General features: G+C 34.3%; 15 protein-coding genes and 1 tRNA gene. 10 read left to right on the plus strand and 6 right to left on the minus strand.

The window, feature by feature from the left end; translation table 11 throughout:
- Positions 1–42: 42 nt before the first annotated feature.
- The 4 genes from tilS to C6H25_RS06525 are packed head-to-tail and all read right to left on the minus strand — an operon-like array spanning position 43 to position 3,989.
- Positions 43–1,074, minus strand: a complete 1,032-nt coding sequence (gene tilS / locus C6H25_RS06510) for a tRNA lysidine(34) synthetase TilS (protein WP_104748634.1) — start codon at positions 1,072–1,074, stop codon at positions 43–45.
- 14 nt (positions 1,075–1,088) lie between these two features.
- Positions 1,089–2,408 carry a 30S ribosomal protein S12 methylthiotransferase RimO gene (rimO, locus tag C6H25_RS06515; protein ID WP_104748635.1) on the minus strand — a complete coding sequence of 440 codons (1,320 nt, stop codon included), beginning with the start codon at positions 2,406–2,408 and terminating at the stop codon, positions 1,089–1,091.
- Position 2,409: 1 nt separating this feature from the next.
- On the minus strand, positions 2,410–2,871 hold the full coding sequence (locus C6H25_RS06520) for a phosphoribosyltransferase (RefSeq protein ID WP_104748636.1): 462 nt from the start codon (positions 2,869–2,871) through the stop codon (positions 2,410–2,412).
- A gap of 8 nt (positions 2,872–2,879) precedes the next feature.
- Positions 2,880–3,989, minus strand: a complete 1,110-nt coding sequence (locus C6H25_RS06525) for a pyridoxal-phosphate-dependent aminotransferase family protein (protein WP_104748637.1) — start codon at positions 3,987–3,989, stop codon at positions 2,880–2,882.
- Positions 3,990–4,181: 192 nt separating this feature from the next.
- Between C6H25_RS06525 and C6H25_RS06530 the strand changes: the two genes are divergently transcribed.
- The 6 genes from C6H25_RS06530 to C6H25_RS06555 all read left to right on the plus strand — a co-directional run bounded on the left by C6H25_RS06530 (position 4,182) and on the right by C6H25_RS06555 (position 9,491).
- Complete coding sequence (locus C6H25_RS06530) at positions 4,182–4,658, plus strand: phosphatidylglycerophosphatase A (RefSeq protein WP_104748638.1); 477 nt, start codon at positions 4,182–4,184, stop codon at positions 4,656–4,658.
- Between the two features lie 79 nt (positions 4,659–4,737).
- Positions 4,738–5,787: a D-alanine--D-alanine ligase gene (locus C6H25_RS06535; protein ID WP_104748639.1), complete on the plus strand. Its 1,050-nt coding sequence runs from the start codon at positions 4,738–4,740 to the stop codon at positions 5,785–5,787.
- Entirely contained in the window at positions 5,788–6,513 is a 726-nt protein-coding gene (locus tag C6H25_RS06540; RefSeq protein ID WP_104748640.1) for an alpha/beta fold hydrolase, read from the plus strand.
- Positions 6,500–7,981 carry a Mur ligase family protein gene (locus C6H25_RS06545; RefSeq protein ID WP_104748668.1) on the plus strand — a complete coding sequence of 494 codons (1,482 nt, stop codon included), beginning with the start codon at positions 6,500–6,502 and terminating at the stop codon, positions 7,979–7,981. The genes C6H25_RS06540 and C6H25_RS06545 overlap by 14 nt, the downstream gene beginning before the upstream one ends.
- Before the next feature lie 9 nt (positions 7,982–7,990).
- A complete protein-coding gene (locus tag C6H25_RS06550; RefSeq protein ID WP_104748641.1) occupies positions 7,991–8,482 on the plus strand; it encodes an HIT family protein in 492 nt (163 codons plus the stop codon).
- A gap of 79 nt (positions 8,483–8,561) precedes the next feature.
- Positions 8,562–9,491 carry a ribose-phosphate pyrophosphokinase gene (locus C6H25_RS06555; RefSeq protein WP_104748669.1) on the plus strand — a complete coding sequence of 310 codons (930 nt, stop codon included), beginning with the start codon at positions 8,562–8,564 and terminating at the stop codon, positions 9,489–9,491.
- Positions 9,492–9,530: 39 nt separating this feature from the next.
- On the opposite strand, the gene C6H25_RS06560 is transcribed toward C6H25_RS06555, so the two are convergent.
- Together C6H25_RS06560 and C6H25_RS06565 are read right to left on the minus strand one after the other, a co-directional pair.
- A tRNA-Ile gene (locus C6H25_RS06560) sits at positions 9,531–9,607 on the minus strand.
- Positions 9,569–10,714, minus strand: a complete 1,146-nt coding sequence (locus C6H25_RS06565) for an FtsW/RodA/SpoVE family cell cycle protein (protein ID WP_104748670.1) — start codon at positions 10,712–10,714, stop codon at positions 9,569–9,571. The genes C6H25_RS06560 and C6H25_RS06565 overlap by 39 nt, the downstream gene beginning before the upstream one ends.
- A gap of 89 nt (positions 10,715–10,803) precedes the next feature.
- Between C6H25_RS06565 and C6H25_RS06570 the strand changes: the two genes are divergently transcribed.
- The 4 genes from C6H25_RS06570 to C6H25_RS06585 are packed head-to-tail and all read left to right on the plus strand — an operon-like array spanning position 10,804 to position 14,876.
- Positions 10,804–11,796 (plus strand): RluA family pseudouridine synthase, encoded by a 993-nt coding sequence (locus C6H25_RS06570; RefSeq protein ID WP_104748642.1) that lies wholly within the window; start codon positions 10,804–10,806, stop codon positions 11,794–11,796.
- On the plus strand, positions 11,747–13,006 hold the full coding sequence (locus C6H25_RS06575) for a fibronectin type III domain-containing protein (RefSeq protein WP_104748643.1): 1,260 nt from the start codon (positions 11,747–11,749) through the stop codon (positions 13,004–13,006). The genes C6H25_RS06570 and C6H25_RS06575 overlap by 50 nt, the downstream gene beginning before the upstream one ends.
- A gap of 1 nt (position 13,007) precedes the next feature.
- On the plus strand, positions 13,008–14,195 hold the full coding sequence (gene trmB, locus C6H25_RS06580; RefSeq protein ID WP_104748644.1) for a tRNA (guanosine(46)-N7)-methyltransferase TrmB: 1,188 nt from the start codon (positions 13,008–13,010) through the stop codon (positions 14,193–14,195).
- Positions 14,196–14,876, plus strand: a complete 681-nt coding sequence (locus C6H25_RS06585; RefSeq protein ID WP_104748645.1) for an ABC transporter ATP-binding protein — start codon at positions 14,196–14,198, stop codon at positions 14,874–14,876.
- The last annotated feature ends 8 nt before the right edge of the window (positions 14,877–14,884 follow it).

Raw genomic sequence — 14,884 nt, forward strand, 5'->3', positions numbered from 1 at the left:
ATTAGATATAGGCATTATACCTTATAATTTTATTCATAAGGCTTAATGTTTGGTTTGTAATGTATTTTCTAAAGATTGTTTGAATAGGGCAAAAAAGGTTTGCAAATCTAAGGACTGCTTAAGAAATTCCATATATAAAATGGGGCGTAAGCGTTTAGGAATGCTTAATTTTCTAGCTTTATCTTTAAAGTCTTTTGGCATGCTTAAAATTTTAGGGGGTTTATGGGCGATAAAAACATGCTCGTTATTATTTTCAATGATAAATTTTTGAGCGATTTCTAAGCTAAAAAAAGAGCGTTTGATTTCTTCTTTTTGAGAAAAACTGAGTAAATACCCCTTTTGTTTTAAGATTTTATCTAGGGTGAAAAGGGCATTTTGTGAATGCTTAAAAAAAGTAATCGCATGAATTTGTGAAATCTCAATGCTAGGATAAAGCTGTTCTTTTTCTTTATCTAAGAATTTAAAACTTTGGATTATGCCCTTAGAGTAATCTTGCATTAAAGAATTAGCGTAATTCATTCTAAAAAAATTGCGTTTGAATTTTAAAGAAGTGTTTGAATCATCTTCAAAAAATTTTAAATCTTTAGCAAGGGTTTTAATTTTGTCTTTAGGGGTGTAGAGTAAGGGGCGCGTAATGGTGTAAAACGCTCTTTTTTCATGTGCTTGAAAGCTTAAAAGCGTATTAAGTCCAGCCCCCTTGCTTAGTTGCATTAAAAACCATTCTAGCCTATCATTTAGGTGGTGCGCTAAAATCAAATGTTTGTAAGAATGCTCTTTAATAAGCTTTTCAAAAAAATCATAACGCACTTTTCTGGCTTGCATTTCAAAATTATGCGTGATTTTAGAAGCGTAATGAATGTGGCATTTTTTATGGTGTGTTTGAGCTAATTTTTGAGCGTATTGAATGATTTTAAGGCGTTTTTCTTGCGTATTGTAATCCACTAAAGCGATGTCAAAGTCAATGTTTTCTTTAACTAAGAGATGAAATAAGAAACTAGAATCAATCCCGCCAGAAAAACCTAGTAAATTCTTGCTCTCTCTTAAAGGCTCTAAATAAGTTTTAAAATCTTGCACTTTTTAAGCTATTTTTAAAAGGGGCTTAAAACCTTAGCCATTAAAATATTATCTTTAAATTCACTAGGCATTATCATATAATGCCCGGGTTTTAAAGGGGTATCTAATTCGCTATCATTGATTAAGATTTCGCCATCTACTTCAGGCGCCCATCTTAAATCTCTTGCTTTGTAAAAATACTCGCCTTCCTTACCTTCAACTAACGCTTTTATAGGTTTATTCAACAACGCCTTAAAAGAAGAATGCTGGTGTTTTAAAGCGATTTTATTTAAGGCTTTAATGCGAGCGTTCACAATTTTTTTAGGCACTCTTTCTAAAGAATAGGCATACGTATTTTCTTCAGCACTAAAAGCAAAGATATTTAATCTATCAAATTTAAAATCATCTAAAAACGCGCTTAATTCTTCAAACTCGCTCTCACATTCTTGCGGGTGTCCTACAATAATGGTGCTTCTTATAAAGCTTTCTTTAACCTGTTTCATCGCATTTAAAAGTTTTAGATGGTGTGCTTGGCTTGAGTTACGACGCATTTTTTTAAGCATAGAATCGCTGATATGCTGTATAGGCATGTCAAAATAATTTTGAAAAATAGGCGAATTTGCAATCGTTTCAATAAGCTCTATGGTAGTGCTAGATGGATAGAGATATAAAATGCGTGCACTTTTTAAAGCTTGTTGCTTATTGATAGCGTCAATAAGCTTTATTAACCCATCTTTTTGCCCCTTATCATACAAAAATGAGCTAGAATCTTGAGCGATAAAGGTCATATCACTATAGCCTTTGAGAGCTAAATCTTCTACTTCTTTTAAAATGGAGTCTAATTCTCTGCTATGCAATTTCCCCTTAAAGCTAGGAATGGCACAAAAAGAGCATTTTTGATTACAGCCTTCAGAGATTTTAATGTAAGCATGCACGCTAGAGCCAGTAATAATGCGGGCGTTATAATGCTCGCTCAAAAACACTTGTTCGCTAAATTGATTTTGTTTTTTTGCAATCAAAACATCAATTTTGTCATAATCGCCCACACCGGTAAAAATATCCACTTCAGGAATGAGCTCTTTAATTTCATCTTTATAGCGTTCGCTCAAGCACCCACTTGCAATTAAAATGGCATCATCTTTTTTATCTTTAGCGGCATTTAAAATACTTTGGATACTCTCTTGCTTAGCACTCTCTATAAAACCACAAGTATTAATCACAATCACATCAGCGTTTTTAGTGTCATTAGTGAGCGTGTAATTATAGAGTTTACCTAACATCACTTCTGAATCCACTAGGTTTTTAGAGCAACCTAATGAAATCAAACAAAGTTGTTTGTTCTCTTTTACTTGCATATTAAAGACTTTTTAAGTTTTTTAAATCCACTTCCCAAAAGAAGTCAATCCACTCAGGAGCGTCCTTTAAAAACGCACTAGCTCTGTATTTAGCGCTTATCTTTTGAAACAAACTCGCACTATAAAACTTTTTCTTGGGGTGCTTATCTTGTAAGACTTTAAGCACCGCTTCTAAAGAATTACCGCTATCTACGATTTCATCTACCACTAAGATTTTATTTAAATGCTCTTTGATGGTAGGAATATTTTCAATTTTTAGAGCGTTTTGCTGATTTGTGGTGTCATAAGAAATCGCATTAATGCCATAAACCTCTCTTAAATCCCAGTGCAAACTCAAAAAATGCGCTAAAGTCATGCCTCCTCGCATGACACAGACAATGGCTTCTGGCACACCGCAATTTTGTTCTATCTGTTTGGCTAATTCTTGGCTATCATGTAAAAAAGTCTCGTAAGAATAGTGCATTTTAATCCTTAAATTTCATAGTATTGTTTTAAAAAGGTTGTGTTAGCTACGCCATTAAAAGCCCTTAAATTCAGGTCATTTAGGGCTAATTCTAGGGCATTTAAGGCATAGCAAGTTTCATAAAGTGGAATCATTCCCATATGATTGATACGAATAAGCGTGTCTTTATAAATATCCTGCCCGCCAGCAAATTGCACCCTGTATTTTTCTTTTAAAATTTTTCGTAATTCTTTAGCATGCTCATTAAAGATAGTTGTCATGCTCAGGCTGGGATTTTTAGGAAAAATCTTTAAATCTAAAGCTTTTATAGCCATTTGAGTGGCTAGGGCGATTTTTTTTGTCTCTTTGTAAAGAATCTCAAAGCCCCCTAGTTTTTGAACCAACTCAAAATAACGCTTTAAACCTAAGGTGTGTAAAATCGGAGCGGTATAACTGGTGGTGTTATTCCTTTGGCTTTTTAATTCACTCTTTAGATTGAAATAAAATCCCACATTACGCTCTTCTATGCGTTCAATTGCTCTTTGACTTAGAGCGATTAAACTTAAGCCAGGGGGTAGCATAAAAGCCTTTTGACTCCCCCCTATGAGAGCGTCAATATGCGTTATATCCAGTGGCTCAACCCCTAAAGCAGTAATAGCATCTACAATAATAAAAATATCTTTATTGTATTCTTTGATTATTGAAGCGATTTCTTCAACATTATGGCGTAACCCCCCACTAGACTCGCATACTTGAATACAAAAGGTATCAATATTAGGGTTAGCTTTAAGAGTATCTAATACTTCATCTACTTTAGCTGGAGTGTCCCATTTATAGACTAATTCGTGTGTCTTAATAGAATGAGCTTTGGCGATTTTTCCAAACCTTTCGCCAAATTTACCGGCATTGACAAAAAGTAATTCTTGCTGACACAATGAAAGCACACTCGCTTCCATAGCCCCTGTTCCGCTACTATTTAGAAGTAAAATTTCTTCTAAACCTATCATTTTTTTTAAATTTTCTCGCACGCTTTGAAAAATATTTTCAAAATCTTTGGTGCGATGATGGGGCATTTTTTGAGAAAAGCTTGTTCTCATCTCTTCATTAATTGCCACAGGACCTGGGGTAAAAAGTAACATTGAGAGCCTCATTAAAATCAAAATAACTTTATAATCATAATCTAAAAGTGCTTAAAAATAAGTTTTAATTGAATAAGTTTTATTTTTAATTGATTATTATACGCAGGGTTTTTGAAAAATTAAGGAGAAAATGCTAGAATATTGCACTTTTAAAATCACAATAAATAATGCTAGTGCAATTACAAGGAAAGAATGAATAGATACGGATGGCGTGCGTGTTTTTTAACCCTCTTTTTTGTGGGTTATTCTAAAAAAGCTCCGGGAACTCTAGGGAGTTTAGTGGCTTTGTTTTTGGGCTTACCTATTTTAGTTTTTTCAGCTAACACTTTGTTTTTAGGAGCGATTTTTATAGGGCTTGTGGCTATCACTCAAATAGATGTAGAAGAAAAACTAAGTAAAACCCATGACAGCTCTTATATTGTAATAGATGAGTTAGTGGGCATGTGGCTTGCTATGGCTATTAGTGGTTTATCGCTAATGAGCGTAGTTTTAAGTTTTATTTTTTTTAGAATTTATGATATTACTAAGCCTTCATTGATTGGTAAAATAGACAAAGAGGTTAAAGGGGGCTTAGGAGTTGTAGCAGATGACGCTCTAGCTGGAATTTTAGCTGGACTAAGTGTGTTATTTATAGTCAGTATTTTAGGGCTTTTTGGCATTAAGCTTTAATTTATAAGAAAATTAAAAGCCTTTTTTTAGGTAAATATAGATAGACTTGTTACTTCAATAGTTTTTAGGGAGTTTTATTGTGGAATTTTGCGTTTTGTTTGGTGGGGCAAGTTACGAGCATGAAATCAGCATTGTGAGTGCGATTGCACTTAAAGAAGTGCTAAAAGATAAAATTAAATATTTTATTTTTTTAGATGAAAACCACCATTTTTACTTGATTGAGCCATCTGACATGCATTCAAAATACTTCGCTCAAATTAAAGAAAAAAAACTACCCCCCTTAATTCTTACTCAAAAGGGATTATTTAAAAGCACTCTTTTGGGGAATAAAACTATAGAATTGCCCTTAGTTATTAATCTTGTGCATGGAAATGATGGTGAAGATGGAAAATTAGCGAGTTTGTTAGAATTTTATCATATTGATTTTATAGGACCTAGAATTGAAGCGAGTGTATTGAGCTATAACAAGCATTTAACCAAGCTTTATGCAAAAAGTTTGGGCATAAAAACCTTAGATTATGTGCTTTTGAATGAAAACCACTACGCTAATGCCCTAGATTTCATCAAACCCAAAATCAGCTTTCCTTTGATTGTCAAACCTAGCAACGCTGGAAGCTCATTAGGAGTGAGTGTTGTTAGAGAAGAAAAAGAATTAGCTTATGCTTTAGATTGTGCGTTTGAATACTCTAAAGAAGTTTTGATAGAGCCTTTTATTAGTGGAGTGAAAGAATATAATTTAGCAGGTTGTAAAATAAAAGATAATTTTTGTTTTTCTTATGTTGAAGAGCCTAATAAACAGGAATTTTTAGATTTTAAACAAAAATATTTGGATTTTTCACGCACCAAAGCCCCTAAAGCTAGTATTTCTAACGCCCTAGAAGAACAATTAAAAGAGAATTTTAAAAAACTCTATAATGATTTGTTTCATGGCTCAATCATTCGTTGTGATTTTTTTGCCATAAATGATGGAGTGTATATTAACGAGATTAATCCCATTCCAGGTAGCTTGGCGAATTATTTGTTTGATGATTTTCAAAAAATACTAGAATGCTTAGCTCACTCATTACCTAAAGCCCCTAAAATCCAAGTTAAAAACTCTTATTTATTGCAAATCCAAAAGAATAAGTAAATGGCTAAACATAGCATCACTTACTTAGGAAGCAAGTTTGAGATTTCTTACACCTTTATAGATAATCATAGCTCTTTAAACGCCTTGTTTTTGCATGGCTGGGGGAGTTCTAAAGAGATTATGCAACAAGCGTTTCAGCATTCTTTTTTAAATTACAATCATTTGTATGTGGATTTACCCGGTTTTAATCAAAGCCCTAATGATGAAAAAGTATTAGAAAGCAAAGATTATGCTAATATCATCAATTTATTATTAAAAAGCTTAGATAAAAAGATATATTTAGCCTTTGGGCATAGCTTTGGGGGGAAAGTGGCAACACTATGTGAGAACAAACGCCTTATTTTATTGAGTAGTGCAGGCATCTTAGAGCCTAAGCCTTTAAAAGTGCGTTGTAAAATCGTTTTAGCTAAAATCTTTAAAAAACTAGGATTAAATTTAGGGTTTTTGAAAAGTAAAGATGCGATAGGATTAAATCAAGTCATGTATGAAACCTTTAAAAAAGTGGTTTGCGAAGACTTTAGTGAGCATTTTAAACATTGTGATAAGGAAGTTTTATTATTTTGGGGAAAAGATGATAAAGCTACCCCCTTAAGCTCAGCTAAACGCATGCAAGCGTTGATTAAGGGCAGTCAGTTATTTGTTTTAGAAGGGGAGCATTTCTTTTTTTTAAACCAAGCAAAAGAGATTGAAAAATTAATGGAGAATTATGATAATGCAAAATCTTAGTTGGCTAGATTTAGCGTTGCGCTTTTTATTTTTAATAGGGCTTGGCTATTATGCTATGACCTTATTACAATGGTATCATTATAGTATCGTTAGGGTCTTAACCAAGCACCATAAGATGCGTTGGCATGGGATTTATTTTTTATTGCCTTTGGGAGTCTTTATGGGGGCGTATGCTTTTAAAATGCCCCTTGTTTTTTATTTCTTTTGTGGCGTCATTCAATTGCCTATGCTTGTTATTTGGGCAAAACACAATGATAAGCCCTTAGTTTTCACGCCAAGAGTGAAACGCTTTTTTATCTTCTTATTACTATTTTTAATCTTACATGAAATTTTAAGTGAAGCGTTTGTCTCTCTAAGTGGGGTTTTACTTGCTCTTATTTATTTATGCCTATTCTTATTAGTTTTAAGCACATCTTTAGTGTTTGAAAAAGTCTTATCCAAACAATACCTACAAATCGCTAAAGATAAAATCATTTCTTTAAAAAATTTAAAAATCATTGCTATTACCGGAAGTTTTGGAAAGACTAGCACAAAAAATTTCTTGCATCAAATTTTACAATCCAAATACAATGTGCATGCGAGTGCTAAAAGCATAAACACCCTTTTGGGCTTAGCTAGTGATATTAATCAAAATTTAGATGAAATTAGTGAGATTTATATCGCTGAAGCTGGAGCCAGAAACAAAGGCGATATTGCAGAAATCACTCATTTGATTGAGCCACACCTTGCTGTGATTACAGAAGTAGGCGAACAGCATTTAGAATATTTTAAAACTTTAGAAAATATTTGTGAAACCAAAGCGGAGTTGCTATATTCAAAACGCCTAGAAAAAGCCTTTTGTTATTCAAGTGAAAAAATTAAATCTTATGCCCCTAATAATATTTCTTTAATAGATTATTCACAAGTAGTGAGAAACATTCAATCTAATTTAAAAGGCACTTCGTTTGAAATGCTTTTAGATGGCGTTTGGGAACATTTTGAAACTAAGGTTTTAGGAAAGTTTAATGCTTATAATATCGCTTTGGCTATTTTAATTGCTAGGCATTTAGGATTAAATACAGAAAGGATTAAACGCCTTGTTCTTGCACTCAATCCTGTAGCTCATCGTTTGCAACTTTTAGAAGTGAATCAAAAAATCATTATTGATGATGGCTTTAATGGGAATTTAAAGGGCATGCTAGAAGGCATTCGCTTAGCGAGTTTATATCAAGGGCGTAAAATCATTGTAACCCCCGGGTTAGTGGAGAGCAATATAGAAAGCAATGAAACTCTAGCTGATGAAATTGATAGGGTTTTTGATATTGCCATCATTACAGGCGAATTAAATTCTAAAGTGATTGCATCTCAACTAAAAAAACCCCAAAAAATCTTGCTAAAAGATAAAGCGCAATTAGAAAATATCTTACAAGCTACCACGCTTAAAGGTGATTTGATTTTATTTGCTAATGATGCCCCTAATTACATTTAAGAAGTAAGCATGCAACATTTATATGCCCCTTGGCGAGAAAATTATTTGAGAAAAAAAACTAAGAGTTGTGTCTTTTGTGAAATTTCTCAAAGCCCCACAAAAGATTTAGAAAATAAGGTGCTTTATAGAGATGATGAACTATTTATTGTGATGAATGCCTACCCTTATAATCCGGGGCATTTATTAATCATTCCGCATGCTCATAAGGCTAGTGTTGAAAATTTAGAACTTGAAACTTGGCTCAGTATGAATAGCCTTGTGCCTAAAGTTTTAAAGGCCCTTTATACTTATGGGGCTCAAGGGATTAATATGGGCTTAAATTTAAAAAAGAGTGCTGGAGCAGGAATCCCAGAACATTTGCACATGCACTTAGTGCCTAGATTTTTAGGGGATAGCAATTTTATGAGTGTTGTAGCTCAAACTAGAGTGCATGGATTGAATTTTGATGAAATTTTTCTTGCATTAAAACACCTATTAGAAAGGGAGTTAAAAAATGGTTAAAAAATCAGTTTCTTACAAGTAGGGCTATGTTACAATTAATTATTTTAATTCGGTTTTTAGGGAGCAAAATATTATGAAAATGCGTGGTTTTAAGATTTTTTCAGGGAGTGCCCACCCTGTGTTTGGCAAAGAAGTGGCGAAACATTTAGGCATTCCTTTATCAAAAGCAGTCATAGGAAAGTTTAGTGATGGCGAAATCAATATCCAAATTAGTGAGTCGGTGCGTGGGAAAGATGTGTTTATTATTCAGCCTACTTGTGTGCCTGTGAATGATAATTTAATGGAATTGTTAGTTATGGTGGATGCCTTAAGGCGTAGCTCAGCTAATTCTATCACAGCGGTAGTGCCTTATTTTGGCTATGCTAGACAAGATAGAAAAGCAGCTCCAAGAGTGCCAATTACGGCTAAAATGGTCGCTAATTTAATGCAAAAAGTAGGGATTGAAAGAATTATTACTATGGATTTGCATGCCGGACAAATTCAAGGCTTTTTTGATGTGCCTGTAGATAATTTGTATGGCTCTATTGTTTTTAGAGATTATATCCGCTCCAAAGCGTTAAAAAACCCTGTAATTGCAAGCCCTGATGTAGGCGGAGTAGCAAGAGCTAGATATTTTGCTAATCAAATGGGTATGGATTTAATCATTGTAGATAAACGCCGTGAAAAAGCCAATGAAAGCGAAGTGATGAATATTATAGGCTCAGCACAAGGACGAGATGTAATCTTAGTAGATGATATGATTGATACTGCAGGCACGATGTGTAAAGCTGCAGAGGCTTTAAAAAAGCAAGGGGCAATTTCTGTAATGGCTTTAGGCACGCATGCGGTATTAAGTGGGCCAGCCATAAAGCGTATCAAAGAAAGTAAGCTTGATGAAGTGGTAGTAAGTAACTCTATTCCTTTGATTCAAAAATGCGATAAAATCACAACCCTAAGCGTAGCGCCATTATTTGCAGAAGTGATTAGAAGAATTTATCATAATGAAAGCGTGCAGTCGCTTTTTGCTTAATTAAAAACAATTATTATAAAAATATACAAGGAGGGAAAATGGTGGATCCTGTAGGATTTGAACCTACGACCAATCGGTTATGAGCCGAGTACTCTGACCAGCTGAGCTAAGAATCCAAATTTGTTAAAAGACGATTTGCTATTGTATCCAAAAACATAACGAAAAGCAAGCAAGTTTTCTAGTATTGCAAACATTATCATAAAAGTGATAAAACTACTCCCCCCATAACTAAATAAAGGCAAGGGAATACCCACCACCGGGGCTAACCCTAATGTCATAGCGATATTAACGCTTGAATAAGTAAAAATTAAAATAGAGAGTCCAAGGGCTACAATTTTTAAAAACCAATCGCTATTATTCTCAAACATATAGGAAAATAAATGCAAAGTTAAGCCTATATAAATAGCAAAAAGTAGCATAGCTCCCATAAATCCAAAACGCTCCACATAGTAGGCAAAAATAAAATCGCTCGTTGCAATAGGTAGGAATTTAAACTTCGTTTGAGTAGAGTCTTCTTTAGGTTTGCCAAAAAGCCCTCCAGAGCCAATAGCGATTTGAGATTGTTTAACATGATAATTAGGTTTTTCAGAAAGAAAGTCTGCGATACGCTTTTTTTGATAATCATGTAAAAAATGATAGGCGATAGGGGAGGCAATAGCAAGTATGATAGCAAGGGGTAGCCATACACGCATTCTTAAGCCCACTAGCAATAAAATCCCAAAACCCATGATAGCAATAATAAGAGCTGTGCCTAAATCTGGCTCTTTAAGAATGAGTAAAGTAGGTAAGCAAATATAAAAGCTGAGTTTTAAAAACATGCCCCAATCATAGCCTTTTGAAGGGGGTGGGTTTAAACGGATTAAATGAGCTAATAATAAAAGAATAGCGATTTTTACCGGCTCACTAGGTTGTAAAGTAATAGAAGTAAAAGGAATGGAGAGCCAGCGTTGTGCTCCAAGCTTGCTTGAACCTATAATATCTACAAGCAATAAGAGAATGATACATACCCAATAGAATACAAAAAAAAGTCTGTCTAATTTTCTAAAAGGAATTAAAAAAACTATCCAAAATAGAATAAATCCCAAGACATAATAGAGACTTTGTTTTAAGCTTAGAGTGGTGTTAGCCTCAAAAATTAATAATGAGGATAGGAGCAACAAAGGCACTAAAAAAACAAAGAGTAAGAAGTCAAAATGCATCCAAATTCTGCGATCTAGTGCCATAGTGTTACTGCCTTTTACCTCTTTTGTTTATTATTTTATAAGTGTATTTTGAGTAAAATTGAAATTTTACCCTAAAATAAAGCGAATTTATGGAAAAAATTTTGGTTGTGCCTACAAATACCAAACGCATTGATGAATTTTTAGCCAAAGAATTACAAATATCTAAAAATCAAGTCTTAAACTTGATAAAAGAAGGGCTTGTATTTTGTCAAAAAAAGGGGGTGAAAAAAGGGGGGTTAGCTTTAAAAGAAGGCGATGAAATCACCCTTTTAGCTCCAAAAATTACACCAAAACCCTTAAACAGAGAGGTTGAGCTAGATATAGAAGTAATTTATGAAGATGATGATTTATTGGTGTTAAATAAGCCCCCTTTTTTGGTTGTTCATCATGCTCCAAGTGTGAAAGAGCCTACTTTAGTAGATTGGTTGCAAACACAAAATTACCAACTCTCTAATCTAAGTGGGAAAGAGCGCTATGGAATCGTGCATAGATTAGATAAAGACACTAGCGGAGCGATTGTAGTGGCTAAGAATAATTTTACCCATGCTCATTTGAGCGAACAGCTTAAAAGAAAGGCTATGGGGCGTTATTATATTGCTTTACTCAATTCGTTTTTAACCCCTAAAAATACCAAATTAATTTCAGTAGAATGTCATTTAACAAGAAACCCTAACAACCGCTTAAAAATGGTCGCTACAGAGGGGTTTAGACAGCAACTTATGGGGCGTTATTCTAAAAGCGAGTTTATTAGCTTGATAGCACAAAAAGGGTTTGATTTGATTGGGGCTAAGCTATATACAGGGCGCACCCATCAAATTAGAGCGCATTTAGAATATATTAATAAGCATATTGTGGGCGATAGTGTTTATGGACTTAATCAAGCGTTTTTAAAAGAAACTACAAGGATTATGTTACACGCTTATTTAATAGAGTTTAAACACCCAAGAACACAAGAAAACATGCGCTTTAAAGTTCCACTACTAAAGGATATGTTAGAATATCTTAAAAACATTTTTGATGAGGGTAGTTTGCATGAGGCTTTGGGCGAAGACAAAATACTTAACGCTTTTTCTGTCAAGTAGCGTTATATTAGGGGTTTTTATAGGGTGTTCTTCTATAAAGAATCATAAATTTTTAGCTTTTGATAATAAAGAAAGCATTGACACACAACTACCCGTGGTGCATTCTATAAAAACTATCAATGATGTGAGTTCAGTGGGCTTTGAGTGGGCGAGCGTTGCTGAGGCGTATAAAATTGATGGTTTTATTTTATACCGCTTGAAAAAAGATGGTAAGCCTAAAAAAATTGCTGTGATTAAAAATCCTTATGCCACTCATTATTATGATGATGGTTTAGAAACACAAAATGCGTATGTTTATCAAATAGCCACTTATAAAGGCGATAAAATTTCTAATCTTTCAGAGGCAGTGAGCGCTAAAACTTCTTTTATTAACCCTGTAGAAAGCGTGTTTGCAAGCCAAGAATACCCAAAAGGGGTGAAAGTTTTTTGGAGTCCACACCCTAATCCTAGTATCGCAAGATATATTATCCAACGCCAAGATAAAAACGGCAAATTTTCTAATATAGCGATGGTAAAAAACCGCTTGTATGTGGAGTATTTTGATAAAAATTTGCAAGATGGACAGCGTTATAATTATCGTGTGATTGCTGAAAATTTTACAGGAGATAAATCTAAGCCTAGCATGGTTATTGAGGGTAAGACTAAAAATTTGCCACCAGTGCTCACTAATGTTAGAGTGAGTCAAAATCTAACACGACAAATTGAATTGAGCTGGGATAAATCGCCCCAAGCTGATGTTATAGCTTATCGCATTTATGCTTCTAATGCTCGCAAGGATAAATACAAGCTTATTGCCCAAACCTCAAAAACTTCTTATATAGATAAAATAGACAGAGACAATAACCCACGATTTTATAAAGTTGTGGCAATGGATAAAGCGCATATTGAGGGGGCATTGCCTAAAGATCCTGTTATGGGAGAGACTGCTGCTAGACCTGAAGCACCTATAATTACTAAAGGCCTTATTCAAGACTCTTCAGCACTCATTCAATGGGAAAATAGCATTGGTCCTAAAGTTAATGGCTATGCGGTGTATCGCTTTGAGGGGAATTCAAGGACTCCATTACGCTTTGGAGGTATTGTAAAAAACGAATTTGTGGATAAAGATATGAAAGTTGGCACAGCTTATCGCTATCAAGTAGTAAGCGTGGATAAGGACGGCTTGGAATCACACCCAAGCAAAGAAGTGCGGTTGTTTTTGGAACGCTAATATGCCTCATTTTTTAGCCCAATTAAGTCCAAAATCTTTAGAATACCCCTTAGAAAATGGTGATTTTTATTTTCATAGAGAATTTTTAAGCTTAAAGCACCCTGCTAAGAGCTATGTGTATGCGAGTTTTAAAGACCACATTTTTTTACTACAAAAAATTAGGCGTTCTAATGATTTTTTAATTAAGAGCGAAAAAGCCACGCCCTTAAAGAGAGAAAGGTTAAAGCATGCCCTTAGAGCCTATTCGCAATTTTTTGAAGTCATTTCACATAATTTAGAAGAAAATTCTAGGCACGCAAGCGAAAAAAAAGCTCTTAGTTTAGAAACATTTGAGAGCTTTATTAAAGAGTGCCAAGCCCCTATTTTAATAGAAATTGGTTTTGGAAGTGGGAGGCATTTGTTAGAACTAGCTAAAAATAATCCTAATAAAACATGTTTAGGTATAGAGATTTATACCCCATCTATTGCTCAGGTTTTAAAGCAAATTGAATTGCTAAATTTAAAGAATTTGCATGTATTGCAAGGCGATGGGCGTTTGGTTTTAGAAAGCATGCCACATCATAAGTGTGAGAAGATTTTTGTGCATTTTCCTGTGCCATGGAACACTAAAAAACATCGTAGGGTTTTGAGTGAAAAATTTTTGCATGAGGCTTTAAGAGTGCTAAAAGTAGGTGGAGTTCTAGAATTACGCACTGATGATGAAATGTATTTTGAAGATAGCCTAAAATTAGCTTTAAAAAATCCTAGAGTGCATGTTGAAATCAAAAAGAATGCCCCAAGTTCTGTAATTAGTAAGTATGAGGCTCGTTGGAATAAACTTGAAAAAGATATTTATGATTTAAAAGTTTGTGCCTTAGAACAAAGCGAGCATAAGACCCCAAAAAAACCCTTTGAATTTGATTTTTCTAATGTTGAAATTGATTCAAAAAATATTGAGAGTATATTAAAGGCACCAAAGATAGTAAAAAAAGGGTATTTTGTGCATGTTTGTAATATCTATGAGAATGATGGAGATTTTTTAGTAGAATTGAGTATGGGAGATTTTGATTGGCCTATGCGTTTGTTTATAAAAATTGCTAGAGAGGGAAAAGAAGTATGTTATTTAAGTAGAATGCCCCTAAAAACTTTAGCCAACTATAAGGCTCATCAATTACTTGTAGATATTCTCAATCAAAAAGAGGGGGTTTAAATGAGTTTGATTATTTCAGCTAATGATTTACGCTTGCAATACCATCAAGGCGAGCCTGTGATAAAAAATGCTAATTTAAAAATTAGGCGTAAAGATTTTTTGTTTATTTCTGGGGTGAGTGGGAGCGGTAAAAGCACGCTTTTGCGTTCTTTTTATGGGGATTTGCCTATTGTGAGTGGGAGCTTGGAAGTGTGTAATATCAATATGAATAGCGCCTCAAAATCTACCATCTTAGATTTACGTAAAAATATTGGTATTGTTTTTCAAGATTATAAACTCATTCCTGATTATACGATTGAGCAAAACATTCGCTTGCCTATGCTTATTCGTGGGGTTAGAAAAGAAGAATGCGATGCGCAATTAGAAAAGCTTTTAGGTCATATTGATTTACGCCATAAGGCTAACCGCTATCCTAAAGAACTCAGTGGGGGTGAGCAACAGCGAGTGGCAATGGCTAGGGCTATGGCAAACTGCCCTGAACTCATTTTAGCTGATGAGCCTACAGGAAATTTAGACCCTTATTCTAGCGACAAAATTTGGAGTTTATTAAAGGGTATGAACACACAATTAAACGCTACAGTTGTGGTTGTTACACATAGAACTCCTACATTTTTTGGTGCTCATCATAGAAAAATACTTATTGAAGATGGGGAAGTCTATGAAGAAGCCTATGAATATTAGAGGGGGTA

The organism is Helicobacter cetorum (assembly GCF_900198405.1).
Lineage (GTDB): Bacteria > Campylobacterota > Campylobacteria > Campylobacterales > Helicobacteraceae > Helicobacter > Helicobacter cetorum_C.